This window comes from Paractinoplanes abujensis (genome assembly GCF_014204895.1).
Classification (GTDB): Bacteria; Actinomycetota; Actinomycetes; order Mycobacteriales; family Micromonosporaceae; genus Actinoplanes; species Actinoplanes abujensis.
The window spans coordinates 3326800-3352366 of the sequence record NZ_JACHMF010000001.1 but is presented as its reverse complement, the minus strand read 5'-3'; the positions used below and the strand labels follow the sequence as shown (position 1 = coordinate 3352366).

22 protein-coding genes and 1 pseudogene are annotated in these 25567 nt (G+C 73.1%); 12 read left to right on the top strand and 11 right to left on the bottom strand.

Annotated elements, in window-relative coordinates:
• Positions 1-39 precede the first annotated feature (39 nt).
• Complete coding sequence (locus BKA14_RS15125) at positions 40-1800, top strand: AAA family ATPase (RefSeq protein WP_184951569.1); 1761 nt, start codon at positions 40-42, stop codon at positions 1798-1800.
• Positions 1801-1843: 43 nt separating this feature from the next.
• The gene (locus BKA14_RS15120; protein ID WP_184951568.1) at positions 1844-2143 is read left to right on the top strand and encodes a hypothetical protein; all 300 of its coding nucleotides are present in this window, start codon (positions 1844-1846) and stop codon (positions 2141-2143) included.
• Between the two features lie 208 nt (positions 2144-2351).
• On the opposite strand, the gene BKA14_RS15115 is transcribed toward BKA14_RS15120, so the two are convergent.
• Positions 2352-3701 (bottom strand): glycoside hydrolase family 6 protein, encoded by a 1350-nt coding sequence (locus tag BKA14_RS15115; protein ID WP_184951567.1) that lies wholly within the window; start codon positions 3699-3701, stop codon positions 2352-2354.
• 188 nt (positions 3702-3889) lie between these two features.
• On the opposite strand from BKA14_RS15115, the pseudogene BKA14_RS45560 reads away from it, so the two are divergent.
• Positions 3890-4108 (top strand): annotated as a pseudogene (locus BKA14_RS45560) (VWA domain-containing protein); the annotation flags it as partial.
• Positions 4109-4337: 229 nt separating this feature from the next.
• Positions 4338-4607: a YciI family protein gene (locus tag BKA14_RS15105; protein WP_184951566.1), complete on the top strand. Its 270-nt coding sequence runs from the start codon at positions 4338-4340 to the stop codon at positions 4605-4607.
• Between the two features lie 42 nt (positions 4608-4649).
• Here the strand turns inward: BKA14_RS15105 and BKA14_RS15100 are convergent, their stop codons facing one another.
• Positions 4650-5663 (bottom strand): glycoside hydrolase family 11 protein, encoded by a 1014-nt coding sequence (locus BKA14_RS15100; RefSeq protein WP_239093252.1) that lies wholly within the window; start codon positions 5661-5663, stop codon positions 4650-4652.
• A 346-nt stretch (positions 5664-6009) separates the two neighbouring features.
• Here BKA14_RS15100 and BKA14_RS15095 point away from each other — a divergent pair, with 346 nt between their 5' ends.
• Genes BKA14_RS15095 through BKA14_RS15085 form a run of 3 tightly spaced genes read left to right on the top strand, consistent with a single transcriptional unit; the run spans position 6010 to position 8590 of the window.
• Positions 6010-6834 carry a CPBP family intramembrane glutamic endopeptidase gene (locus BKA14_RS15095; protein WP_184951565.1) on the top strand — a complete coding sequence of 275 codons (825 nt, stop codon included), beginning with the start codon at positions 6010-6012 and terminating at the stop codon, positions 6832-6834.
• On the top strand, positions 6831-7943 hold the full coding sequence (locus tag BKA14_RS15090) for a sensor histidine kinase (RefSeq protein WP_184951564.1): 1113 nt from the start codon (positions 6831-6833) through the stop codon (positions 7941-7943). The genes BKA14_RS15095 and BKA14_RS15090 overlap by 4 nt, the downstream gene beginning before the upstream one ends.
• Positions 7940-8590, top strand: a complete 651-nt coding sequence (locus BKA14_RS15085; protein WP_184951563.1) for a response regulator — start codon at positions 7940-7942, stop codon at positions 8588-8590. The genes BKA14_RS15090 and BKA14_RS15085 overlap by 4 nt, the downstream gene beginning before the upstream one ends.
• Before the next feature lie 277 nt (positions 8591-8867).
• Here the strand turns inward: BKA14_RS15085 and BKA14_RS15080 are convergent, their stop codons facing one another.
• Entirely contained in the window at positions 8868-9662 is a 795-nt protein-coding gene (locus BKA14_RS15080) for a tetratricopeptide repeat protein (RefSeq protein ID WP_184951562.1), read from the bottom strand.
• A gap of 196 nt (positions 9663-9858) precedes the next feature.
• On the opposite strand from BKA14_RS15080, the gene BKA14_RS15075 reads away from it, so the two are divergent.
• A complete protein-coding gene (locus tag BKA14_RS15075) occupies positions 9859-10920 on the top strand; it encodes an LLM class flavin-dependent oxidoreductase (protein WP_184951561.1) in 1062 nt (353 codons plus the stop codon).
• Positions 10921-11054: 134 nt separating this feature from the next.
• On the opposite strand, the gene BKA14_RS15070 is transcribed toward BKA14_RS15075, so the two are convergent.
• The gene (locus BKA14_RS15070) at positions 11055-11795 is read right to left on the bottom strand and encodes an alpha/beta fold hydrolase (protein WP_184951560.1); all 741 of its coding nucleotides are present in this window, start codon (positions 11793-11795) and stop codon (positions 11055-11057) included.
• Positions 11796-12032: 237 nt separating this feature from the next.
• Between BKA14_RS15070 and BKA14_RS15065 the strand changes: the two genes are divergently transcribed.
• Positions 12033-12515, top strand: coding sequence for an NADPH-dependent FMN reductase (locus BKA14_RS15065; protein WP_184951559.1), 483 nt, complete (start codon positions 12033-12035; stop codon positions 12513-12515).
• A 4-nt stretch (positions 12516-12519) separates the two neighbouring features.
• Here BKA14_RS15065 and BKA14_RS15060 read toward each other — a convergent pair whose 3' ends face one another.
• Genes BKA14_RS15060 through ubiA form a run of 3 tightly spaced genes read right to left on the bottom strand, consistent with a single transcriptional unit; the run spans position 12520 to position 15580 of the window.
• A complete protein-coding gene (locus BKA14_RS15060; RefSeq protein ID WP_184951558.1) occupies positions 12520-14163 on the bottom strand; it encodes a PH domain-containing protein in 1644 nt (547 codons plus the stop codon).
• The gene (locus BKA14_RS15055; protein WP_184951557.1) at positions 14160-14663 is read right to left on the bottom strand and encodes a PH domain-containing protein; all 504 of its coding nucleotides are present in this window, start codon (positions 14661-14663) and stop codon (positions 14160-14162) included. The genes BKA14_RS15060 and BKA14_RS15055 overlap by 4 nt, the downstream gene beginning before the upstream one ends.
• A 41-nt stretch (positions 14664-14704) precedes the next feature.
• Positions 14705-15580: a 4-hydroxybenzoate octaprenyltransferase gene (gene ubiA, locus BKA14_RS15050; protein ID WP_184956762.1), complete on the bottom strand. Its 876-nt coding sequence runs from the start codon at positions 15578-15580 to the stop codon at positions 14705-14707.
• Positions 15581-15619: 39 nt separating this feature from the next.
• Between ubiA and BKA14_RS15045 the strand changes: the two genes are divergently transcribed.
• Positions 15620-16462: an oxygenase MpaB family protein gene (locus tag BKA14_RS15045; RefSeq protein ID WP_184951556.1), complete on the top strand. Its 843-nt coding sequence runs from the start codon at positions 15620-15622 to the stop codon at positions 16460-16462.
• A 6-nt stretch (positions 16463-16468) separates the two neighbouring features.
• Here BKA14_RS15045 and BKA14_RS15040 read toward each other — a convergent pair whose 3' ends face one another.
• On the bottom strand, positions 16469-19150 hold the full coding sequence (locus tag BKA14_RS15040) for an AfsR/SARP family transcriptional regulator (protein ID WP_184951555.1): 2682 nt from the start codon (positions 19148-19150) through the stop codon (positions 16469-16471).
• A gap of 476 nt (positions 19151-19626) precedes the next feature.
• Between BKA14_RS15040 and BKA14_RS15035 the strand changes: the two genes are divergently transcribed.
• Positions 19627-20841 (top strand): glycosyltransferase 87 family protein, encoded by a 1215-nt coding sequence (locus tag BKA14_RS15035; RefSeq protein WP_184951554.1) that lies wholly within the window; start codon positions 19627-19629, stop codon positions 20839-20841.
• 236 nt (positions 20842-21077) lie between these two features.
• Here BKA14_RS15035 and BKA14_RS15030 read toward each other — a convergent pair whose 3' ends face one another.
• Together BKA14_RS15030 and BKA14_RS15025 are read right to left on the bottom strand one after the other, a co-directional pair.
• Positions 21078-22208, bottom strand: a complete 1131-nt coding sequence (locus BKA14_RS15030) for a CocE/NonD family hydrolase C-terminal non-catalytic domain-containing protein (protein WP_184951553.1) — start codon at positions 22206-22208, stop codon at positions 21078-21080.
• Complete coding sequence (locus BKA14_RS15025) at positions 22205-23398, bottom strand: multidrug effflux MFS transporter (RefSeq protein WP_184951552.1); 1194 nt, start codon at positions 23396-23398, stop codon at positions 22205-22207. The genes BKA14_RS15030 and BKA14_RS15025 overlap by 4 nt, the downstream gene beginning before the upstream one ends.
• A gap of 35 nt (positions 23399-23433) precedes the next feature.
• On the opposite strand from BKA14_RS15025, the gene BKA14_RS15020 reads away from it, so the two are divergent.
• A complete protein-coding gene (locus BKA14_RS15020) occupies positions 23434-23880 on the top strand; it encodes a MarR family winged helix-turn-helix transcriptional regulator (RefSeq protein WP_184951551.1) in 447 nt (148 codons plus the stop codon).
• A gap of 514 nt (positions 23881-24394) precedes the next feature.
• Here the strand turns inward: BKA14_RS15020 and BKA14_RS15015 are convergent.
• Positions 24395-25495: an ROK family transcriptional regulator gene (locus tag BKA14_RS15015; protein WP_184951550.1), complete on the bottom strand. Its 1101-nt coding sequence runs from the start codon at positions 25493-25495 to the stop codon at positions 24395-24397.
• Positions 25496-25567 lie beyond the last annotated feature (72 nt).

Below are 25567 nucleotides of genomic sequence, written 5' to 3'. Positions count from 1 at the left end.
ACCTAACGCGGTCACCGGCGGGCGGTAGCGTGGCCGGGCGTGGGGACTGAGGAAGATCTGCGCCTGCTGCGCGCCTACGAGCCGGTGGCCCGGTTCACCCAGGGGGAGTATTTCTTTCCGGTCTCGGCCGAACGCTACGTGAACAATGCCGGGTTGTGGCGGGCGGAGGCCGGGGAGAGCCCGGTCGAGCAGGTGCCGCCGGGCGGGCTGACCCTCGACGGGCTGGCCGGGGCCGCGGGCGTCGAGCAGGGCCTGCAGTCGTCGCTGTCGGTGGTGGCGGGCGCCCACGGGCGGCTCGGCTCGGCCCACATCCCGCTCCGGGAGCGGCCGCCGCACCTGCGCCGCTCGAGCCGGCTGGCCTCCGTCGGGCTCACCGCCCGGCTGATCGACACGGCCAACCGCATCTCGCTGCTCTTCCGGGGCAGCGTGCCCGGCGGCAGCGCGGCCCAGTCGTTCCTGCTGCAACGCGACCACCTCGAACCCGACAAACCCATCTACTACGGCCGGGTGCTGCGCGACGACCTGTGGATCGTCTGCCAGTACTGGTACTTCTACAGCTTCAACAACTGGCGGTCGGCGTTCGGCGGCGTCAACGAGCACGAGGCCGACTGGGAGCAGGTCACCGTCTACCTCGACGGCACGGGCGAGACCGGGCCGGACGGTCTGCCCGAGCCGCGCTGGGTGGTCTTCTCGGCGCACGACGAGATCGGCGACGACCTGCGGCGGCGCTGGGACGACCCCGACCTGACCCTGGTCGGCGGGCGGCATCCGGTGGTCTACGTCGGGGCCGGCTCGCATTCGGGCGCCTACCTGCCCGGGGACTATCTGATCACCGTCCGGCCGCCGTCGTGGCGCGGAGTCGTCGGCGCGCTGCGCTGGACGGGCCGGTTGTTCGCGCCGTGGGCGGCCGGGAGCCGGCAGGGCGTGGGCATCCCGTACGTCGACTACGCCCGCGGTGACGGCCGGTCGGTGGGCGCGGGGCAGCCCGAGGCGTGGCACCCGGTGCTGATCGGTGACGACACCGCCTGGGTGCGCGACTTCCGGGGCCTGTGGGGCCGCGACACCCGCGACCGGCTGGGCGGCGAACGGGGCCCGGCCGGCCCGCGGTACGAGCGCGACGGCACCGCCCGCCAGTCGTGGGCCGACCCGGTGGGCTGGGCCGGTCTGGCCAAGGTCGCCCCCAGCCCCGCGGCCGAACTGGCCCTGGTCGAGCTGCGCCGGCGCCAGAACGACGAGCGGCTGGCCGCGCTGGACGGCGAGATCGCCGCGCTGAAACGGGAACTGACCCTGGCCGCCGCCGGGCTGCCGGTCGCGTCACCCGAGGTGCGGGCCCTGCACCAGCAGGAACGGCGGCTGCTGGGCCTGCGGATGGAACGGACCCGGCTGGCCGACGAGCAGGCCCGTACGGTCGTGGCCGAGATCGAGGCCCAGCCGCCGCACGCGCACCTGCTGCACCGGCGGCTGCCGATGGAGTCACCGCCCGGCTTCCGCGGCCACCTGATGTCGTGGTGGGCGGTGCTCAGCACCCCGCTGATCCTGGTGGCGGCCGGGGTCGCGATCTCGCCGCTGGCCACGGGCGGGTTCGACCTCGCGATGATCTGGCTGCTGGGCCTGCTGTGCGTCGAGGGCCTCGTACGGGGGAAGCTCTTGGCTCTGCTGCTGCGCCTGCTGCTGGCCGCGGCGTCGGTGGCCCTGCTGGTGGTGCTGTGGTTCGAGGGGCGTTACGTGGTCGCCTTCGTGCTGCTGGCCGCGGCGGCCGGGGTGTTGCTGGTCAACATCCGCGAGGCCGTCCGGCGCTGACCCGCGGCCCGGCGGCGTGGCCCGGTGCTGAATCATCATCGGCATGGCAGTGATGGTGGAGATCCACTTCCCGGTGACCGCGGACGACGAGTGGATCGACGACGTCGGCGACTTCATGATCGATCTTGAGCGGGAGTTCCGCATCGAGGAGTACGAGGACGGTGAGGAGATCGGCGACGAGTACGTGTTCTTCATCGCCGGTGCCAACGAGCGGACGCTGCTGCGCGCGGCTTCCCGGGTGGCTACGCGCCCGGGCGTGCCGGCCGGGGCGTACGCCATGGTGACCGCGACGGACGCCGCCGCGGTGGGGATGGGCCGCCGGGTGGGACTGCCGGTCCGGTGACGTCGCCGCCACCGGACCGGCCGATCGTTGTCACGCGAGCAGGTTCGTCGTCACGCTCGTCGTCACGTCGATCCGCCTCGTTGTCACGTCGATCTGCCGCGTTGTCACGCTGAGCAGCTCGTTGTCACGCCGAGCCGGTTCGTCGTCACGCCGAGCCGGTTCGTCGTCACGCCGAGCCGGTTCGTCGTCACGCCGAGCCGGTTCGTCGTCACGCCGAGCAGGAGAGGCTTGACGTGCCGGCCGGGCCGTTGGCGATGAAGCCGAACTCGGCCGTGGCGCCCGGTTGCAGGGAGCCGTTCCAGGCCGCGTTGCGCACGGTGACCGTCGACCCGCTGACCGACAGCACGCCGCCCCACACCTGGTTGATGGACTGGCCGGAGGCGAGCGTCCAGGAGACCGCCCAGCCGTTGACCGCACCGGTGCCCGCCTTGACGGTGATCTGGCCCTGGAAGCCGCCCTGCCACGAGCTCGACGTCGCGTAGGTCGCGCCGCAGGCGCCGGTCGGCGGGTTGGTGGGCGGCGTCGTCGGGGGAGTGGTGGGCGGCGTGGTCGGTGGGGTCGTCGGCGGCGTGGCCGGCGGGGTCGTGGTCGGCGGGTTGGCGGCCCCGGTGGCCAGGCTGGCGGCCAGGGACGGCTGGAACGAGCCGGCCGGGTAGGCGCACCCGTCGGCCTCGCCCGGCGGCTTGATCCACAGGTAGGCGTCGATGTTCGCGTCGCCGGTGTCGAGCGTCGGGTAGCGGCCGATGCGACGGTCGGTGTTGTCGTCGCCGCACCAGTCGCCGGCCGCGCCGCCGTTGCGGCTGGTGTCGATGACCTGCCGCTTGCCGTTGATGCCGCGGCCGGACAGCGCGCTCAGCACCGAACGGCCGAACGCGGACTCGTTCGCCGTCGACTGGAAGTTGGAGGCGTTGGTGTAGAAGCCGTCGCCGTCGGCCACGCCCGCGTTGGCCAGGCGGCGGGCCTGTTCGGCGGCGGCGTTCCAGGCCGAGTGCCCACCGTCGAGGTAGACCTTGGCCCCGGCCGCCTTGAGCGTGCGGGTGGCGGTGGCCAGCGCCTGGTCGCGGGCGGTGATCTCGCCGGCGCTGAGGCAGGTCTGCAGGGCGATCGAGTCGGGTTCCAACATGATCAGCGTGGTGCGCCCGGCCAGTCCGCGGGCGATCCCGTTGACCCACGTCTGATAGGTGGCCAGGTCGGGGGCGCCGCCCGCGCTGGCGCCGCCGCAGTCGCGGTTGGGGATGCCGTAGACGGTCAGGGCGGGCACCTGCCCGGCCCGGGTGGCCGCGCCGACGTAGCCGGCGACCTCGGACTCGATGGTGCCGACGTTGAAGTTGGACAGCCAGCGCGTGGCGGGCTGACTGGCGATCCGGGAGCTGATCTGGGCCGCCCGGGAATCGCCGGGGTTGGCGGCCAGCCAGCGGGCCACCGGCGTGTCGGTGTCTCGGTAGAGGGTGCCGGTGAGGGTGCCGGCCGAGGCGGTGCCGGCGGCCAGCCAGACGCCGGCCGTGACGAGCACGGCGGACGCGGCCAGCAGGGAGCGCCGGAGAGCGGTGGAGGACAAAGTGCTTCCTTCCGAACGGGGATTTTCCGGTTTGGGAGCGCTCCCGAACGGTAACCCGGCAGCTCAGTGCGGGCAAGAGACAGTTGTCGATGAGGCCCCGTGGGCCACAGCGCCGGCCCCCCAGGTCGTGAGGAACGCGGGGAAGCCGTGCCCCTGATCCGCTCCCGCCTGGTGGCCGGCGGCAGAGGGTGGATTTACGCAGCACGTATCACCATTCCCTGCGGACGTACGGGGAAGTCGTGCGGTTGCACTGGCGGCACCGCCCCGCCCGCCGGCGCCGGGTGCTGGTGCTCGTCGACGTGTCCGGCTCGATCAAGCAGTACAGCGCCGACTACCTCCGCTCCGCGCACGCCGTGGTGACCACGTGCGAGCGGGCCGAGGTCTTCACGTTCGGCACGCGGCTGACCCGGATCACCGCGGCGTTGCGCACGTCCGGCACCGACGCCGCCCTGGCCGCGCTGCCCCGCTCGTGTTCGGCACCAACTGCCGGTCGAGACACTGTGGACGAACGCGGCCGAGCTGACGGAAGCGTGGCGGCGCACCCTGCGGGATCGCACCGACGACGAACAGGCCGACATCTTTTCCCGTACGGCCCGCCGGGTCTACGGCCTGGGGAAAAAGGGAAGGGGCATCGTCATGAGCCACTTCATTCTCACCTACGGCTACAACGACACCCCGGAACGCGCCGCCCGGCGCCCCGAACACCTGGACCACCTGGCCAAGCTGCAGGCCGAGGGTTCCTTGCTGCTGGCGGGGCCGCTGGCCGACCTGAGCGGCGGCATCATCGTGCTCACCGCCGACGACGTGGAGGCCGCGCAGGCCTTGGTCGATCAGGACCCGTACACGCGCTACGACGTCACCAAGAACCGTGAGCTCAAGGAATGGAAGATCACCGTCGGTCCGTGAGCCACGGGGGCGCGGCGGCCGGAGCCACCGCGCCCCTGCGGGTCAGCTCGTGCGGCAGGTGACCGTGGGCCAGGTCCAGTTGCCGTTGGCCATGATGGTCACGCCGAAGTTGTTGCCGTTGCCGTTGGGGCGGGCCGTGACCGTGCCGGTCGTGCCGCTGACCGCGGCGTTCCAGCTGTTCTGGATGCTCTGGCCGCCGTTGAGGGTCAGTCCGACCGTCCAGTTGCTGGTGTTCTGCACGGCGACGTTGAGGTTGAAGCGGTCGCCGTACTGCTGGCCGGCCGAGAGCACCGCGGTGCAGTTGCTGCCGCCGCCGGTGGGCGGAGGCGTGGTCGGGTTGGTGCCGCCACCGGTGCCCTCGCGGACGGTGATGTCGGAGCTGCCCTGGCTCTGGTAACCCTCGGTCGCCATGATCTGGTAGCTGTGGTTGGTGCCGAGGTTGAGCCCGGCGCGGGCCCAGGCGTCGAAGTGGTTGGCCGTCGTGATCGTGCCCGAGCTGCGCTTCTGCTGCCGGACGCTCCAGTACTGGTAGAAGGTCTGGTTACCGTCGATCGAGGGCGCGTTGATCCGCTGGCTGCGCAGGATGTCGTACGTGCCGCCGTCGGTGGTGACCGTGCCCAGCCGCGTGGCGCCGCTGCTCGGGTTGTAGCTGCCGAAGTTCTCGACGATGTAGTACTCGATCAGCGGGTTGCGGGTCCAGCCGTACAGGGCCAGGTAGGTGTTGTTGTTGCCCGGGTTGTACGTGCCCGAGTAGGTGACCGTGCGGCGGGTGCCGGTGGCCCAGCCCTTGCCGCCGACCCAGTTGTTGGTGCTGCGGTCCCAGCTGCTGCTGTACCGGCCGTCGGCCCGCAGCGTCATGCTGGCGTTGCCGCTGTCCTTCCAGAACGAGAAGTAGTAGCCGTTGTGGGTGCCGGTGGTGTTGGAGCTGACGGTCCGGTCGGCCTCCGCGTGCGCGGCGCCGGCCACGGACACCCCGGCCACGGTCATGGACAGGGCGCACGCGGCGCCGAGCAGCAGGCGCAGGCGGCCGCGCCTCGGGTGTTTCGTTGCGGTCATGGGGGAGGTCCTCCTCGGTGGAAAGGGGGAAGTGGCGGCTATCGAAGTCCGTCACTGCGAAAGGGTGACCGTTCGTCCCCGTGCTGTCAACAACTTCCGGACATCTTGCGGAAATATCGAAGTCGATCTCCATGTCGACTGAATCGATATAATGGCAGCTTGAGGCCGCTTCGGGCCTCCCGGAAAACCGGTCACTGAAATTCTGTACGGGGCGTCGTGACCAGATGGTCGCGGCACTTTCCGAAACTTACGAAGACGGTGGTGGTGCTTGTAGCTCGCACGAGCTACAAGCGTTGTCCGCTGCGCGGTGACGACGCGGGGTTCCGGAATTCGTAGCTTGTCCGGCATGCGTTTCGTCATTCAGCTCGTCGCGGCCGTGGCGGTCGCCTTCCTGGCCGGGCAGGCCGTCACCGCGACCCAGGACACCGTCTGGCCGCAACTGGCAGCCGGCGTGGCCGGCGCGGTGCTGGCGATGCTCGCCTACTACTGGGTCGTCCGGCTCACCGAGAAGCGCGAGGTGACCGAGGCGGCGGCCGGCCCGGCGGCCGGCGGGCTGGTCCGGGGCACGCTGCTCGGCCTGGCGCTGTTCGCGGGAGTCATCGGCAACATCGCGGTCAACGGCGGCTACCGGGTGCACGGCCTCAGCGACGAGCCGCTGGCCGCGGTGGGCCTGATCGGGTTCATGGCGGCGGCCGTGGTCACCGAGGAGGTGATGTTCCGCGGGGTGCTGTTCCGGCACGTCGAGAAGCTCACCGGCACCTGGCTCGCGCTCGCGCTGTCGGCCCTGGCGTTCGGCGCCGTGCACCTGCTCAACGAGAACGCGAGCCTGTGGGGCGCCCTGTGCGTCGCGATCGCCGGTGGCGGCATGCTGACCTCCGCCTACATCGCGACCCGGAGCCTGTGGCTGCCGATCGGCCTGCACTTCGGCTGGAACTACGCGCAGTCGGCGATCTTCAGCACCGAGGTGTCGGGCAACGGCCTCAAGCCGGGCCTGCTCGACTCCGAGCTGACCGGCGACCGGTGGATCAGCGGCGGCACGTTCGGTCCCGAGGCGAGCCTGTCCACGCTGATGGCGGGCGTCATCGTCACGGCCGTGTTCCTGTGGCTGGCGCACCGCCGCGGCAATGTGGTGCCGCCGCGCCACCGCGCGGCCTCTACTCTCGTGCGGTGATCGGCTTCTGGCGGCGCTCCGACGTCATCGTTCGCGACCTGCCCTTCGCGCTCCTGCTCACCGCGCTGGCCCTGGTGCCGGCCTGGCATCGGCACGGCACCCGGTTCAGCGACCTGGTGCCGGAGCAGCTGTTCGGCGTGCTGGGCGTGCTGGTGGTGGGTCTCGAGTGCCTGCCCTTGGCCGTACGGCGCAAGTGGCCCGCTCTCGCCCTGGCCCTGGTGTCCGCCGGGTTCGCCCTCGACCAACTGCTCGGCTTCCACACCGTCGGCGGCACCGCGCTGGCCGTCGCCCTGTTCACCGCGGGCGCACACCTGACCGCCCACCGGCGCGTCGTCATGATCGGGGCTTCCGCGGGCTATGTCGCCTTCGCCGTGGTTCTGGATCACGTCGGCCCGACCGGCGTCGCCGACTTCGTCTTCTTCTACGTCGTGCTGTCCGCCATGTGGGGCATCGGATCCTGGCTGCGGCAGAACCGGCACGCCGAGGTGCTGCGCCGGCAGCAGCTCGAAGAGGCCGCTCGCGCGGCCGAACGCATCCGGATCGCCCGCGAACTCCACGACGTCGTCATCCACCACGTGACCGCCATGGTCGTGCAGACCGAGGCCGCGCGTTACCTGACCGCGGCGCCGGACCGGCTCGACAGCACCCTGGCCGCGGTCAGCGACACCGGCCGGCGTGCCATCACCGACCTGCGGCACCTGCTCGACCTGCTCAACCCGGGGCACGGCGGCGAGCTGCGAGCCCTGGTCGAGCAGAGCCGCCGGGCCGGGCAGCCGGTCGACCTGGTCGAGGAGGGCCGCTCGCCGGCCGTGCCCGGAGGCGCCGGCGCCACCGTCTACCGGGTCGCGCAGGAGGCGCTGACGAACGCCCTGAAGTACGACCACGGCGCACGCACCACCGTCACCGTGCGCTACGGCGAGGAGGAGATCGACGTGCGGATCAGCACCGACGGCACGGGCACGAGCACGGCCGCACCCGGCGGCAGCGGGCGCGGCCTGACCGGGCTGGCCGACCGCGTGGACACGCTCGGCGGCGAGTTCAGCGCCGGGCCGCACGCCGGGGGCGGCTTCGTCGTCACGGCCCGCATCCCCGCCGGGTCCCCGGCATGATCAGGGTGCTGGTCTGCGACGACCAGGCACTGATCCGTACGGGCTTCGCCACCATCATCGACGCCCAGCCCGACCTCGAGGTGGCCGGCGAGTGCGCCGACGGGCTGGCCGCGGTGGCCGACGCCCGCCGGCTCGAACCCGACGTGGTCGTGATGGATGTGCGCATGCCCGGCATCGACGGCATCGAGGCCACCCGCCGTCTGGCCGGGGCCGAGGTCGACCGGCCGATCAAGGTGCTGGTCGTGACGACCTTCAATATCGACGAGTACGTGTACCGAGCCCTGCGCGCCGGCGCGAGCGGCTTCCTGCTCAAGGACGCCCCGCCGGCCCACCTGCTGCACGGCATCCGCACCGTGGCGGCCGGGGCCGCGCTGCTGGCCCCCGAGGTGACCCGTCAGCTCATCGGCCGTTACGCCACCCGCATCCGCGCCGCGGGCCCGGTTCCCGGCGCCGTGCCGCTGACCGCGCGCGAGCTGGAGGTGCTGCGGCTGATCGCCACCGGGCTGTCCAACGCCGAGATCGCCGCCACCTTGGCCATCAGCCACGAGACGGTCAAGACCTACGTCTCCCGCATCCTGACCAAACTCGGTCTGCGCGACCGCGTGCAGGCCGTCGTCTACGCCTACCGCCGCGGGCTGGTCGCCTGAGGCCCGGTGCGCAGACCGGTGCCCGGCTCGCAGCTCAGGGCGGCCCGGGCGCCGCGGCGGCGTCGACGACCGGGCCGTCCCCTGCCTCGCCGACACCCAGGTCGGCTTATCCGGCTCACCCGTGCTGGACCGCGACGGGCACCTGATCGCGCTGCACCACGCGGGCGGGCCGGCCCCAGGACGTCACCGGCCAGGACCCCGTGCTGAAGAACGAGGGCATCCGCATCCCCCGGATCGCGGCCGGACTGGCCGCGCACGGCATAACCCCGGGCCCGCGCTAGACCCTGGCCAGGCTGGCCCGGCACTTGCGGGTGGCCGGGTGCTGGGTGCCCAGGGTCTGCTCGAGCCGCCGCAGGGTGTCGGTCAGGATCGCGGCGGAGTCCGCGGGCCGGCCGGCCTCGCGGTAGCAGACGCCGAGGTTGTGGCCGGTCTGCAGGGTGTCGGGGTGATCGGGCCCGAGCGTCCGCCGGCGCAGCCGCAGGTTCGTCTCGTGAAGGTCGGCCGCCCGGGCCGGGCCGAACACCTCGCTGGTGGTCACGGCCACGTTGTTGCGGATGGTGAGAGTGGACGGATGGTCCGGGCCGAGGCCCGCTTCGGCCGTGGCCAGCGCGCGCAGGCTGATCGCCAAGGCGTCCCGGTGCCGTCCGGTCTGCGAATAGCTCGCGGCCAGGTTGACCAGGGTGGGCAGCAGGTCGGCGTGGCCGGGCCCGAGCGCCTGTTCCTTCGCCGCCAGCACCACCTCGTGCATCCGGGCCGCTTCCTCGGGCCGGGGCGTGAACATGGCCAGATTGTTGGAGGCGGCCAAGGTGTCGGGGTGGCCGATGCCCAGCACCCGTGCGGAAGCCTGGAACGCCTGGGCCTGCCGGTCGAACGCCTCCTCGCGCCGGCCCAGGGCCCACAGCGAGATCGCCACATAGCTCATCCGCGCGATGGTGTCGATGTGGTCGGGCCCCAGCAGCCGTTCCGACTCGGCCAGCACGCGTAGCTGGATCCGGAGCGCCTCCGGGTAGCGGCCCTGGTGGTAGAGGGCGATCGCCTGGTCGCTGTCGCGGTGGAGAGCCTGCTCGCTCATCCGTCGACCATAAGCCACGGTCCCAAGGGGGCGGTCAGCTCTGACCACGACCCGCGCGCCCCGGTGAACTCTTCCATTGCCTACATGCTCGATAGGTTATAAATGTTATGGGTGCGACAGGCCGCCGGGGCCACCGGCGGAACAGGTGCCGCGTCCGCGAGGCCCGGCTCACCCACCTCGACCGGAAGGGTCACTCATGAGCTCGCAACACCTCTGGTACATCCCCAACCAGGTGCAGCCCGGCCACCGCGGCGACGACGTGGTGGCGAACCACAACAGCCTGGACACGCTGACCGGGCAGGCGCGGGCGCTGGAGGACCACGGCTGGGGCGGCGCGCTGATCGGCACCGGGTGGGGCCGGCCCGACACGTTCACCGTGGCCACCGCCCTGGCCGCCCGCACCACGACGTTCCGGCCCCTGATCGCGGTGCGGCCGGGCTACTGGCAACCGGCCCACTTCGCCTCGGCGGCGGCCACCCTCGACCACCTCACCGGCGGCCGTACGCTGATCAACATCGTGTCGGGACAGGACAAGCCGGCCGCGTACGGCGACAGCGAAGGCGACCAGGCCCAGCGCTACGGGCGGACGAAAGAGTTCCTCCAGCTCGTCCGCCGGCTGTGGACCGAGGAGGACGTCACGTTCCGGGGCGAGCACTTCGGTGTCACCGGTTCGACCGTGGTGCCGCGGCTGACCCGGCCGCCCCGTCTCTATTTCGGCGGCGCCTCCGAGGCAGCCGAACGTGTCTCCGCAACGGAGGCCGACGTGCAGCTGTTCTGGGGCGAACCGCTGGAAGGGGTGGCCGAACGCATCGAACGCCTGCGCAACCTGAGCGAGAAGCTCGGCCGCGAGCACGCCCCGCTCGAATTCGGCCTGCGCATCACCACGTTCGTCCGCGACACCAGCGACGAGGCGTGGGCCGACGCCGAGGCCCGGGTGGCCGACATGGCGGCCGGCCGGGGGTTGCTGCCGCGCGATCCCAACCGGCACGCCGCCGTCGGCCAGCAGCGCCTGCTCGACCTGGCCGAGCGGGGCGACGTGCTCGACGACAACCTCTACACCGCGCCCGGCCGGTACGGCGGCGGCGGCGCGGGCACCACGTGGCTGGTCGGCTCGGCGGCCGAGGTGGCGAGCTCACTGCGCAAGTATCAGGCCCTCGGGATCACCCACTTCGTGCTCTCCGACACCCCGTACCTGCGCGAGATCGAACGCCAGGGCGACCAGCTGCTGCCCCTGCTCCGCGACGACAAGGAGAACTGACATGCCCCGGGGCGTACGGCTTCGAGCCCGGTGACGAGGTGTTCGGGCCGGCCGTGACCGCGATCTTCCCCTGGACCGAGGGGGCCGGGCGTGGCGCCGGGTCGAGGACGGGCACGCCCGCGGCAAAGTGGTGATCAGACCAGCGTCTTGACGAACCCGTCGAGGTTGTCCCACATCAGCACGTGCCCAGCGGCCGGGACGACCCGCACGTCGCAACCGGCGGCGCGCAGGGGCTCCAGTTCCTCGTACGAGAGTTCGCCGCTGATGTAGCGACGGGGCCCGGCGAAGGCGGCGAGCTGCTCGCGGAACGTGGCCGGGCGTTCGGCCAGCAGCGAGACGGCGGTGCGGTGCAGGCCGCGCGAGGACCACCGGGCCAGCGTCCGGGCGAACTCGGCGGTCTCCCCGCCGTCCCCCGTGCGCTGGCTCCGGATGAGACGCCCGTGCCCGGACGCGGCGAACGTGTCCTCGTCGAACGCCGCGATCTCGGCCGACAGCGTGCCCACGCCCGGGTCGAGGTTGGGCTCGGCCACGATCAGCTCGCCCACCAGCTCCGGGCGCCCCGCGGCCAGGCTGATCGCGATCGAGCCACCCAGCGAGTGCCCGATCAGCGTGACGCCGCGCAGGCCGAGCTCGTCGAGCACGGCCGCCACCGTGGCGGCGTGCCCGTCGACGCTGTGCCCGAAGCTGTCGTCGTGGTCGCTCCAGCCGCTGCCGACCAGGTCCACGAGCACATGCCGGCCCTGCCCGGCCAGCGCGGGATGGCCGGCCACACCGGCGAAACTCACCGTGGTGGCGGAGCCCAGCCCGCCCACGTAGACCCGCACCGGCTCACCCGACCCGAGCTCGAGCACGGCCACCGCCGCGGACGGGGTCACGTTGACGTATCGGATGACGATCTCCTATCGCTCGGGGCGACGGTATCGCGCCGCCTGGTGGTCGGGCCGCACGCGGGTGACACCGGGGCCATGGAAGGCGTCGCGCAGGGTGCTGCCCGCGCAGCCGGCCGGCTCGCCTCGATACTCAACGCAGCGAATTGATTACCTTCAGGTGATGACATCTCGGGGGTGCCGAGGGAGGATGTCGGGAAGTTGCGGGACGACGGGAGGCCGCCCATGTCCGAGATCGTCATCGTTTCCGGCCATCCACGTTCCGGCTCGCGGACAACGAAGCTCGCAGCCGAGGTGGGAAGCCGGTTCGCCGCCCGGGAGGGGCACGGGTCGCCGGCCGTTGTCGACGTGGCCGAGCTGGGGGCCCGGGTCTTCCGGGCGGATGATCGCCGGACCCGGCGGGCGTTGACCACGATTCAGGACGCGTCGGTGCTCATCGTGGCGTCGCCGACCCTCCAGGGCAGCTACAGCGGCATGTTGAAGGTCCTTTTCGAGCAGCTCCCGCCGAACGGGCTGGCCGGCGTGGTGGCGATCCCGGTCGTCACGGCCGGGTCGCAGGAGCAGGCTGACATCACCGAGGCGTTCCTGGCCCGCCTGCTGCGGGAACTGGGGGCCGACGTGGTCGACTTCGGCCTCACCGCGATCGGTCCGGAACTGTCCGACTTGCGCGCGGTCGCCGACCAGTACACGGCAGCCATCGCAGCCTGACCCGTCACTCCGCCCCATCCTCGGAGACGGGCGAGGGCGCGGCGGGCGAGGGCGCGGCGGGCGAGGGCGCGGCGGGCGAGGGCGCGGCGGGCGAGGGCGCGGCGGGCGAGGGCGCGGCGGGCGAGGGCGCGGCGGGCGAGGGCGCGGTGGGTGAGGGCGCGGTGGGTGAGGGCGCGGCGGGCAGAAGGAACGGTGTCAGCAACCCCGGCACGGCCGCGTCGGCCACATCGAGCCCGGCCCCGAACGCCACGTCGCGCAGGGCGTACGCCCCGGCCCCCGCGGCCGTCGTCGCCCGGACGGTGGCCAGCCCGGACCGGCGCTGGAAGATCGACTGTCGCACGGTCCAGCCGATGATGCCGGGCCGTTGCAGGGCCACGGTGCAGCGCCGCACCGAGCCGCTGCGGGCCACCAGATAGGTGCCGTGCAGAGCGTGGCCGAGGTTGCGGTAGGCGTCGCGGGCCAGCGCCACCGCCACCGGCACGGCGATCAGCGTCGTGATCCAGGCCAGGTGCAGCAGCACGTCGGTCAGCAGCAGGCCCAGCACGAGCAGCGGCAGCTCCCCGGCCAGCACGCCGCCCAGGGCCCAGCGCAGCCGCCGCCCGCGGGCCGCGACCGGGTGCGGGGTCAGGTGCGCCGGCTCGGCCGGGGTGTCCCGCTCGCGCAGCACGTCGGCGGCGACCCGCCGGGCCAGCGCCGCCGGTGCGGCCGGCAGCAGCGTGCGGTGCTGGGCTTTGTCCTTCTCGGTGCCGGTGGCCATGCCGGTCGCGACCACGTCGACCCGGGCCGCCCCGGCTAGCCGGGAGCCCAGCGCCTCGACCAGTTCGACCCCGCGCACCCGCTGCTCCTCGACCGAGATGGACCGTGTGGTCAGCAGCCCGCGCCGCACCCGCAGCGTGCCGCCGGGTTCGCGGTCGAGCCGGTAGCCCCACCACATCTCGACCCACAGCCCGAGCGCCCCGAGGAAGCCGATCATCAGCGCGATCCCCAGCAGCACCGCGAGGCCGCCGATCAGCCCCAGCCCGCCCAGCCGGTCGATGGTCCATTCGACCAGGCCGCCGGACAGGCCGAACCAGTCGGCCACGTTGAGCGCGCCGCCGGCCGCTGACACGCCGAGCAGGGGAGTGACGAAGGACAGCGGCGCGTAGCGGATCCAGCCGGGGTCGATCGAGGCCAGCGTGCCCTCGGCCGTGGGCCCGGCGGGCCGGTCGAGCAGCACGCGGCGCAGGTCGTCGCCGGTGGCCCGGGTGACCGGGCTCAGCCGTACGGTGCCCCGGTCGGCCTGCTCCCCGGTGCCGATCCGCACCGACACCAGCCCGAAGACGCGCAGCAGCGGGTTGGCGGTGACGTCGACCGTACGGATCCGGTCGCGTTGCAGGGAGCGCCGGTTGCGGATGAACACGCCCGTGTGCAGTTCTACGCGTTCCGGGCCGACGCGGTAGCGGCTGTGGCGCAGCCGCAGCCACTCGGCGAGGGTGCCGGCCACCACGACGACCACCGCGCCCGGCAGCGTCCAGCCGAGCGCGACCCCGATCGAGACGTCCGCCAGCCCGATCGCGGTCGGCACCGCGGCCAGCACCGCCACGCCGAGCATGAGGACCGCGGCCACGGGCACGGCCCGGGGGTCGAGCCGCTGCCAGTCGCCGGTCATGTGGCGTCACCGGGCACGGCCTGGGTGGCCTCGGTGAGCTGGGCGGCCACCTCCTCGGCCCGTTCGTGGGCCAGGCCGGGCAGGGTCACCGCGCCTTTGGCCGAGGCTGTCGTCACGACCACGGTGGCCAGCCCGAACCGTTGCTCGACGGGCCCGCGCCGGGTGTCCACGGTCTGGATGCGCGACAGCGGCGCGACCCGCCATTCCTGCCAGAACCAGCCCGTACGGGTGTAGACCGCGACGTCGGTGACCTCCCACCGGTGCACCCGGAACCACCACCGGGGCAGCGCCACCGCGGCGACGAGCCCCGCCAGGGCGATGACCACGGCCGGGGTGAGCAGCCAGAACCGGGCCGGAGTGATCAGCAGGCCCAGCCCGAGCAGCACCACGACCGGCGCGGCGAACAGCAGTATCAGGTTGGTCGCCCACCATCCGACGGCCCGGCGGTCGACCGGGTTGCGCGGCGGCCGCAGCCTTGTTCCACTCGTCGACGCCGTCATCGGACGCTCCCCCCGAAGAGTTGCCTCACTCTATCGGCCGGTCAGGACGACGTGCGGAAAAGATGGTCGAGGGCGATGCCGGCGAAGACGACCAGACCCACGTACGTGTTGCTGGTGAACGCCCGGAAGCACCGCGCCCGGTCGCGCCGGCGGATGAGCAGCTGCTGGTGGCCAGCCAGCAGCGCGGCGGCGGCCAGCCCGGCCGTGTACCACCCGCCCAGGTGCAGCCGTTGGCCGGTCAGGGCCAGCGCCACCAGCATCAGGGCCTGGGCGGTGCCGATGGCGACACGGTCGAAGCGTCCGAAGAGGATCGCGGTCGAGCGCAGTCCGAGCGTACGGTCGTCGTCGCGGTCGACCATGGCGTACATGGTGTCGTAGGCGGTGGTCCAGAGCAGACCGGCGGCGAACAGCGACCACGCGGCCGGGGGCATGCCGCGCTCGTGGGCCGCGTACGCCATCGGGACCGACCAGGTGAAGGCGACGCCCAGGTAGAACTGGGGCGCGGGGAAGAAGCGCTTGAGCAGGGGATAGGTCATGAGCAGGACACCGGCCGCCGCGGCCAGCAGCTGCGTGGGCCGGTTGAGCGTGGCCACGAGGGCGAGGCCGGCCGCGCCGAGCAGACCGCACAGCGCGAGCGCCTCGGCCGGGCGCACCTCGCCGGTGACCAGTGGACGGTCGCGGGTGCGCCGCACGTGCCCGTCGAACCGGCGGTCGGCGACGTCGTTGACGGCACAGCCGGCCGAGCGGGCCAGCACCGTACCGGCCACGAAAACGACGAGGACGTGCTGGTCGGGCCGGCCGCCGGAGGACAGCCACAACGCCCACAGCGCGGGCCACAACAGCAGCCAGATGCCGATCGGCCGGTCCAGGCGCAGCAGCCGCCCGTACGCGCCCGCCCGCGAGACAATTCGAATCATCACTGTGGACGAACATGATCGTCTACGCTGTCAAACGCCATGGACCACAACTCGGGGCTGTTCCGGCCCGACTCGGTGAGCTGGAAGGTCTTCGCCGACCCGATCGTCGCCCTGGGCGGTTTGCGCAGCCTCTACCTGCAGGCGCTGCATCCGCGGGCGGTCGCCGGCATCGCGCAGAACTCGGCGTACCGGCAGGATCCGTGGCGCCGTCTCATCAAGACCTGGCAGTTCCTGCGTACGGTCCTCTACGGCACCACGGCCGAGGCGGAGGCGGCCGCGAGCCGGGTCCGCCGCCTGCACGCCGGTATGCGCGCGTCCGACCCGCTCACCGGCGAGGTCTACCGCCTCGACGAGCCCGATCTGCTGCGATGGGTGCACGTGACCGAGGTCGAGTCGTTCCTGACCGCTGTGCGCCGGTCCGGGGTGCCGCTGACCGGGCCGGAGGCCGACCTGTTCTACACCGAGCAACGGCTGAGCGCCGAACTGATCGGTCTCGATCCGGCCTCGGTGCCCGGTTCGGCCCGGGAGGTGGCGGACTACTACGACAGCGTCCGGCCCCAGCTGCGCCGGACGCGGGAGGCGGCCGAGATCGCGGGCTTCCTGGCCGAGGCGCCGCCGCCCCCGCCGGGGCCTCGCGCGCTGCGGCCGGCCCTCACCCGCGGCCCGGCCTCATGGCTCTACAGCGGGCTCTCGGTGACCGCGATCGGCCTGCTCCCGCCCTGGGCCCGTGGGCTCTACGGTTTCCGGGACCGTCCCCTCAACGACGTCACCGCGAGCGCCTCGGCCCGGGCGACCCGCTTTCTCGTACGGGTGTCGCTGCCCCCGAAATACCGGGTTCAGCCCCTGCGCGAGGCGGCCTTGCAGCGGGCCGCCCGGTCCTGACGCCGTTCACCGCGGATCGCCGTCGACCGCCTCGGACAGCCGGGCCGCCGCGGTCTCGTCGGCGTGCGCCGCGTCCAGCCGGCCCGCTTGCCGGTACAACCGCGCCCGTACGGTCAGCGCCCGCCACTCCGACTCGGTGTTCCCGGTCGAGCGGGCCAGGGCGAGGGCGTCGGTCAGCCACGTGATCGCCTCGCCGGCCCGGCCGTCCTCGGCGTACACCTGGCCGATCGAGAGCGTGGTGACGGCCTCCCCGAGCCGGTCGCCCAGTTCGCGCCGCAGGGCCAGGCTCTCGAAGAGGTGGCCCAGCGCGTCCTCGTGCTCGCCGAGCTGGCGGTGCAGGTCGGCCAGGTTGTTCAGGGTGATCCCGAGCGACGACCGGCGCCCGTTCGCCCGGTGCAGCCCGACGCAGCGGCGGAAGCACTCCTGCGCCTCCCGCAGGTGACCGCCGTTGGTGAGCGCCACGGCCAGGTGATCCAGCACCAGCGCGACGAGCGAGTCGTCGGCCACCGTGAGCGCGGTCCGCAGCGCGGCGATCGCCTCGGGGTGCCGGCCCGCCCGCGACCGCGCCCCGGCCAGCTGGATCAGCACCGCGGTCTCGTCGGGCGGGCTGGCGAGCCGGCGGGCGCAGACCAGCGCCGCCTCGGCCAGGTCGAGCCAGTCGGTGTAGTGGCCGCGCATCGGCAGGAACGGATACAGCTCGACCACGAGCCGGGCCGCGAACAGGTCGCCGTCCCTCGTGTTCTCGCGGGCGCAGCGGCGGATCAGGTCGCGCAGGTTGACCCGTTCGCTCTCGAACCAGGCCAGCGCGGCCCGGTCGTCGGCCAGCTCCACCGTCGGCGTCTTCTCGGCGAAGTCGTCGGGCATCCGATGATGGTTGACCCGTAACAGGTCCCGCGCGCGCCGCGCGGTCCCCAGGTAGTAGCACCGGGCCCGGTGCAACGCGTCCGACGGGTGCTCGGCCGCCCGCTCCATCGCGAAGATCCGCACCAGGTCGTGGATGCGGTACCGGTCCTCGGTGGCCGGCTCGATCAGGCGCACCTCGGCCAGCCGGTCCAGGGCGGCGCGGGCCTCGCGGGCGTCGCTGCCGCAGATCGCCCGGGCCAGGGCGGGGCTCAGCACCGGCGCGCCGACCGCGCCCCAGGCGTCGAACAGGTGCAGGGCCGCGGCACCCCCGCTCAGCTGGCGCAGGGCGCCGCAGGTCAGCGACAGGCCGGCCCGCACGGCGAGGTCGCCCGCGGCGAGTTCGTCGAGCCGGTGCCGCTCGTCGGCCAGGCGGGTCACCATCGCCGCGAGCGGCCAGTCGGGCCGGGCGGCCAGCCGGGCGCCCACGATCCGCAGCGCGAGCGGCAGATGCCCGCACAGCTCGGCCAGCCGGCGCGCGTCGTCGTCGGCGGCCGCCACCCGTTCGGGCCCGCTCAGCCGGGCCAGCAGCGCCACCGCGGCCGCGGGACCGAGCTCACCCACGGCGACCTGGCGGGTGCCGTCCAGGGTGGACAGGACGGCCCGGCTCGTGATGAGCACCGTGGCGCCGGCCAGCGCGGTCAGCAGCCTGCGCACCTGCGCCGCGTCCGCGACGTTGTCGAGCACCACGACGACCCGTTTGCCGTGCAGTGCCGCGCCGAGCGCCGTGAGCTGCTCGGCCTGCGACCCGGCGGCGGTGACGCCGAGCGCCTGCAGCAACGTGGCCAGCGCGTCGCCGACAGTCGTCGGGGTCAGGCCGGGGCTGCTCCCGCACATGTCCAGGTGGAGCTGGCCGTCCGGGTGAGCCGCGGCCAGCGCCCAGGCGGCCCGCACGGCCAGCGCCGACTTGCCCGCGCCGGCCGGACCGTGCAGCGCCACCGTCGCCCCCGTCCCGGCGACGGCCCCGGTCACCTCGCTCAGCAGCTCGTCGCGCCCGACGATCTCGGGGTCCGGCGGCAGCGTCCGCACGGCAGCCGCGCCCCGCGGTTCGCGCCCGGGGCCGCGCAGCAGCCGGGCCTGCAGGTCGCGCAGCTGCGGCCCGGGTTCGACGCCCAGCTCCGCGATCAACGCCCGGCGCGCCCCCGACCAGGCCACGAGCGCCCCGGTCCGGTCGCCGTCGCGGGCCAGCGCCAGCACCAGATAGTGCCACGCGGTCTCCCGGGCCGGCTGATCGGCCACGAGCGCCCGCAGCCCGGCGACCGCCTCGGCGGGCCGGCCGGCGTCGATGCAGGCGTGCGCGTGCCGCTCCACCGCGGCCCGCCGGGCCTCGTCCAGCAGGTGCAGGCCACGACCGGTGGCGCCGCGCCGGGGCACCCCCTCGGCCGCGGCCCCGGTCCACAGCGCGAGCCCGGCCGCCAGCAGGTCCGCCGTCTCGGCCGGGCGGCCCCGATCGGACGCCTGCTGGGCGGCCGCGAGGGACTGCTCCCAGGACCGCAGGTCGAGCTCGTCCGGTTCGATCCGCAGCGTGTAGCCGTCGCCGGAGCGGGTCAGCCGGTCGCCGTGCGGGCCGAGCAGCCGGCGCAGCTGAGCGACGTACGTGCGCAGGTTGGACGGGGCGGACGCCGGCGGCTCGTCCCACAGGGCACCCATCAGCCGCTCGGCCGGCACCGGTCCGCGTCCGAGCAGCAGCGCGGCCAGCACGGTGGGCAGCCGGCCCGGTGGCACCGGCAGGGACTGTCCGTCCACCCGCACCCGCACCGGGCCGAGCAACGCGAAGTCCACGGCCATCGTGACGTCCTCCCGGTGCACGCATCGACGACGGCCACCGTACGAGCTCCGGGCAAGTCCGGCAGGCGGCGCTCGTCGATTACCCCGGCCGGCGCAGCCTGGCCCCAGGGCTCGGCGTGTCGGGGGCCGCGGCGCTCCGGTCCCACCTGCGAAGTGCTCGAAACCGCAGGGCGTCGGCGCATTCCGGGGCGCCCGGCTCCGGTGGCAGCACGGCCATGCTGATCAGGGCGTCGGCCAAGGCGTTCCACAGGCGCGGCACGGCGGCCTCAGTCCTTGATCGCCGCGATGACGATCCGGCGCATGGCAGACCTCACTTCGTTCCGGTGCTCGCGACGGAAGCGGTGGCCCGACATTACCTCCATACCCCATAGATGCGATAGGCTCAGGGTCCGCGAGGTCCGGGGCCGGCTCGGCACGACTGAGGACTACAGTCGGATCATGGTGTCCTCGGTGACGGTCGTCCGATCCGGTCCGCGGTGAGGTGGTTGCGCGCCCGGCACGGGCTGGCTCCGGCAGCAGTGGTGGTGGTCCTCACCGCAATCGCGGCGGGTGTGGCCGACCGGGTCGATGTTCCCCCGGAACTGCACGTGCATGGGGGCTTCGTGGACCTGTCCGTCTACCGGTACGGCGGCCGGTTGGTGCTCGACGGCCTGCCCCTCTACGGGACCCGCGACCCGGCGACGAATCTGCGTTTCACGTACCCCCCGTTCGCCGCGGTGGCGATGGTGCCGCTGGCGCTGCTGCCCGGCTGGCTCGTCACCGCGTTGTGGACCGGAGCGTCGGTAGCCGCCCTGACCGGCGTCATCGTGGTGGCCGCCCGCGCGCTGAACCGGCCCGTCACCGGCTGGCCGCTCGCGGTGCTGACCGCCGGCGCGCTCGCCCTGGAGCCGGTGTGGCAGAACCTCACCTTCGGCCAGATCAACCTGCTTCTGATGCTGGCCCTGCTGTACGACGTCGTACACCCGGAACGGCGCTGGTCAGGCTGGCTGGTGGGCATCGCCGCCGGCATCAAACTGACCCCGCTGGTGTTCATCCTCCTGCTGGTGCTGGCCGGTCAGCGGCGGGCCGCCGGACGGGCCCTTCTGGCCTTCGCGGGCACCATCGCCGTGGGCTTCGCCGTCGCGCCCGGCCCGGCCTGGACGTACTGGACCGACGGCCTGTTCAGCGCGGGCCGGGTGGGACCCCCGGACATGGCCCACAACCAGTCGGTCTTCGGTGAGCTCACCCGGCTGCTCGACGGCGTGCCGGCGAACCGGCTGTGGCTCGCCGTCGCCGGCCCGATCGCCCTGGCGGTCGTGGTGCTCGGCACGGTGTGGTGGCGCCGCGGTGACCGGGTGCTCGGCGCCGGCTTCGCAGCGCTGGCGATGCTGCTGGCCTCACCGGTCTCGTGGTCCCACCACTGGGTCTGGGCAGCACCCATCGGCCTGGCGCTGTGGACGTACAGTCGCTGGGCAGCCGCGCTGTGGACTCTGCTGTTCGCTTCCCGCATGTTCGTGTGGGTGCCGTGGCGTCACCGCGAGGTCTACGGCTGGGGCCCGGCCGAACACCTGCTCGGCAACGCCTACCTGCTCGCCACGCTGAGCCTCTGCCTCTGGGCGGTGGTCGTGCTGACCCGCCGAACGGCCCCGCCGCTCGAGTCCTCAGCCGGCGACGAGCCGTTGACGGACTCACCCCGAGTCGCCGGGAGCTGACCCGGGCGGCACGAACGCGTCCAGACCCGGGCCACCGGCCCCCGCTCGCCCCGAGCAGGCAGGCGGAGACGCCCAGGCGGAAGTGAGCTGCGTCAGCGCCAGGCGCCGCCGGTGCAGGACTGGACGTCGAGCCGGACCACGCGGTTCGGGGCGGGGGCCGTCAGGGTGAGGCCCGAGGGCCGGTGACGGTGCGAGCTGTCCACAACGGAACGCTTGGGACCGGCCCAGGACCGGATTCAGGTGACGCGGCCGCCCACGACGGGCAGGGAGACGCGGCTCGCGGTGGGGTCGACGGAGATCCGGGTGCCGGGCAACGGCCGCAGCGTGTAGTCGTAGTCGGTGGACAGCAGGGCCACGCCGATCTGGTGGCCGGCTTCGAAGACGTGATCCGCCGGCTGCATGTCCCAGCGGATCTTGTACTTCTTTCCCGGCTCGACCGGCAGGGAGCGGGACTTCGAGACGCGGTTCTGCGGGTCGATCCAGCCCCTGGTCACGACGACCGGCGCGACACCCGGCGGGCCGTAGTCGACGAGGACAGCGGTCAGGTTGGCGGCCGTCCGGTTGTCGATGCTGACTTTCAGATTCACGTACGGCGTGCCGTTGAGCCGCACGTCGCGGGTGAGAGCGGGCCGGCGGTAGACCAGACGGTGGGCCGAGCCGGCGGCGATCAGCTGCTCGACGGTCTGGGTGCGGCCGTTGTCGGTGAAGGTGTCGGCGCGCGGCGGGCCCCCGGCGAGGGGCAGGGACGCCGTACGGGTCCCCGGGACCGGCCAGGAACTGGTGCGTTCGACGACTGTCGCGGAGGCGTCCTCGAGGGTCACCGGCGGTTCGCGGTCGATGCCGTTGTCGGTGCCGTGGACGTAGTGGTCGATCCACCGGTCGACGGCGTCGCTGAACTCCTGGGAGCGCGGGCTGCCGTGGCCACCGTCGTAGAGCCACAGCTTGCGGTGGCCGCGGAGCGCGGACCACAGCTGGATGCCCTGTTCGGGCTTGACGTTCCAGTCAGCGAGGCCCTGCGCGAGGAAGACGCCGGCCCGGATCCGGCCGGCCCGGGCCGCGTAGTCACGGGCAGCCCACACGCGGGAGTAGTCGCCGGTCGCCCTGTCCTGGATGCGGGTGAGCCGGTCCATCGCGGCCGCGCACACCTCGGGGTTCTCCCGGGTGAGGATGTATTCGGACATGACGTCGAGGTCTTCGCCCTGCCAGCCGCCCGGCGCCACGACCAGGCCGTTGGCGCGGGAGTAGTCGTACCAGCTGGTGACGGCGGACATCGCGACGATCGCCTTGAGCGCGGGGTGGCCGGTGCCGGCGGCCATGATCGGGAGCGTGCCGTTGTAGGAGACGCCGGTCATGCCCTGCCGGTTCACTCCGCGCTGCCCCGTTGCCGCACCGCCACGAAAAGCGCGGCCGCCGAGCACACCAGCATCGTGGTGGCCATGGCGACCGCGGTCACCGGCCCCGGCAGGGTCATCGCGGCGGCGGCCAGCCCGCCCACCAGGAACTGCAGCAACCCCTGCAGCGAGGACGCCGCCCCCGCGGCCGACCCGTGCCCGTCCAGCGCGAGGGAGGTGGCGTTGGCCAGCACGAGCCCCAGCATCGACACCACGACGAACAGGAAGGTCAGCAGGAGCAGCAGCGGCAGGCCGAGGGCGGCGCAAACCAGCACCCCGGCCGAGCCCGCGGTGGCCACGGTCAGCCCGATCCGCAGCAGCGTGCCCTCGCCCGCCACCCGGCCCACGAGCATCCCGTTGAGCTGGCCGAGCAGCACGATGCCGAGCCCGTTGAGCCCGAACACGAGGCTGAACTGCTGCGCCGTCAACCCGTACGCCTCCTGCAGCACGAACGACGACCCGGAGATGTAGGCGAACACGGCCGCGAACATCAGCGCCGCGGCCAGCACGTACCGTACGTAGTGCCCGTCGGTCACCAGCGTCCGGAAGGCGCTCAGGGTCCCGCGGGGACGCGTACGGGCATGGTGGGACTCGGGCAACGTGAAGAAGACCGCGACCAGCAGAACCGTCCCGATCGCGGCCAGCACGAGGAACACCGCCCGCCACGTGGTCACCGTGAGGAGCTGGCCGCCGACGACGGGGGCCAGGATCGGCGCCACCCCGTTGACGACCATGAGGGTGGAGAAGAACCTGGTCATCGCCGTGCCCCGGAACAGGTCGCGCACGATGGCCCGGGCCAGCACGATGCCGGCCGCCGCGCCCAGTGACTGCACGACCCGGCCCGCGATCAGCCAGCCCACCGTCGGGGCGACCGCGCACCCCAGCGAGGCGACGAGATAGAGCGTGATGCCGATGAGCAGCGGCCGGCGGCGGCCCCAGGCGTCCGACAGGGGGCCGACGATTACTTGCCCGACGGCCAGCCCGACGACGAAGACGGTGAGCGTCAGCTGCACCATCGACGAGCTGGTGCGCAGGTCGCCGGCCATGCCCGGCATCGCCGGCAGGTACATGTCGATCGTGAGCGGGCCGAACCCGCTGAGCGACCCGAGAATCAGGGCCAGCCGCAGCCGCCGCGCCGTCGTCACCTCGCCCGTAGTTATGGACACATAATTATGCTGCCATAATCCACTACGATGGCGCCATGCCCGGTGACGAACCCGACGACCCCCTGGCCGACCTGGCCGACCTGATCCTCAACGTCGGCCGGCTGGTGCGCGCCCGCACCCCCGAGGGCCCGCAGGTGGTCACCCTCAACGAAACCGAGCGCCAGGTTATGCGCGTGGTCGACCTCTACCCCGGCGCCGCCCCGAGCGAGATCGCGCGCCGCACCCGCCTGCAACGCACCAACGTCAGCACGGCGCTGCGCAGCCTCGAGGACAAAGACATGATTTCCCGTACGGCGTCAGCCGGCCGCGGCATCGCGGTCAGCCCGACCGCCCGCGCCGCCGACAACCTGCGCCTGCTCCGCGCGGCCTGGGCCGGCGAACTGGCCGGCCTCGTGGGCGACGACCTCGACGCCGTCCGCCGCTGCACCGAGGTCCTGAGCCGCCTCGAACGCGCCCTCACCGCAGACGACAACGAGCCCTAGAAGGCCGGGACACGCGAATCGCCTTACGCCCCGGCCCGACGCCGGCAACAGCGGCGCGATCGAAGCCCACGCCGTCAGCTCACCACGTTCGACACTCAACGCATCAGTCCACGTCGATCAGCTGATCGGCAGGACATCAGGGTGGCCGGGGTTCGGCTTGGAGCAGGCCGAGTGCCGTCCGTGACGGTGGGGTGGGTGCGGGTGAAGCCGGCCGCCAGTTCCTGCATGGCTGCCTTCTGGTTCTGGTCCCGCACCGCGTAGCTGAGAGTGACGTTGCCTTGTTCTCGGGGTTCGGCGCGGGAGCAACCGGACAGTGCCGGCCCTGCTGCCGCCACCAGGGCCGCACCCACTCGCCTGAGGGTGCGCATCTCATCGCCTCGGAATATTGATGCCGGGAATTATCATGGGGTGCACGGAAATTAATGCACGTCATCCATGACTCACAAGGGATGCCCGGCAAACGCTCAATTTCGATTGCGCGTCAAGGCCGGCCGCCCCCGCCGCCGGACAGGCCTCAGGCGCGCAGGCGCTGCGGCGAGCTGAGGTCGAGCGCGAGCTTGGCCGCGCCCAGGGCCACGCCCTCGTCGGCCAGCGCCGACACCCGGAGCTCGGGCGTGCGCAGGCACCAGCGGTCGAGCTCGGCCCGCAGCGGCTCCAGGAACACGTCGGCCGAGCGGGAGAAGCCGCCGCCGATCACCACCAGCTCGGGGTCGAGCGTCAGCACCAGCGCCGCGATGCCCTGCGCCAGATCCTTGACGTAGCGCCGCAGGGCCGCCGTCGCCGCCTTGTCGCCGGCCCGGCTCGCCGCGAAGACGTCGCCGTCGCTCAGCCACGCCCGCAGGTGCCCGGGCGCGCGCTGCCAGCCCGCGCCGGGCAGGGCGCCGATCTCGCCGGCCGCGTTGCCGAACCCCCGGTGCAGCCGGCCCCCGATGATCAGGCCGGCCCCGGTGCGCCAGCCGGCCAGGATGAACACCATGTCGGTGGCGTGCCGGGCGACCCCGCGCCAGGTCTCGGCCAGCGCGGCCACCTTGCAGTCGTTCTCCACCCGGACCGCGCCGCCGACCCGTTCCCGCAGATGACCGGCCAGGTCGACACCGGTCCACTCGGGCAGCGCCTCCGACAACATGACCCGGCCCGTGCCGTCGACCAGGCCGGTGGTGGCCACCCCGGCGCCCCACAGCCGGTCACCGGTCAGGCCGGCCGCGCGCAGCACCCCGGCGACGGCCCGGTCGACCGCGGCCAGCCGCTCGCTGCGGCCCAGCTCGGGTGTCACCGCGACCTGGCGGCTGTGCCGCACCGTGCCGTCGAGGTCGGTGATCAGGGCGAGCACCTTGTGCCCGCCCACGTCGACGCCGAGCAGGTGACCGGCGTCGGCCCGGAACTTGTAACGCCGGGCCGGACGGCCCACCCCGCCCGCGGCCGGTTCCACCTCGGCCACCCAGCCCACCTCGAGCAGCTCCTGCACGACGTCCTCGGTCGAGGCCCGGGACAGGCCGACCCGGCGGGACAACTCGGTCAACGTCTGCGGCCGCTCGTCGCGCAGCACCCGGATCACCGAGTCCGCGTTGAGCTGCCGCAGCCGGGACAGGTCCCCGCCGTTCACGTGTGCCGTCACCGATGCCCCCTCGAGCTTGCGCCCTCGCGCCCGCTACCCGTCCCGGGCTTTCAGCCTCGCGCCCCGTGGCCC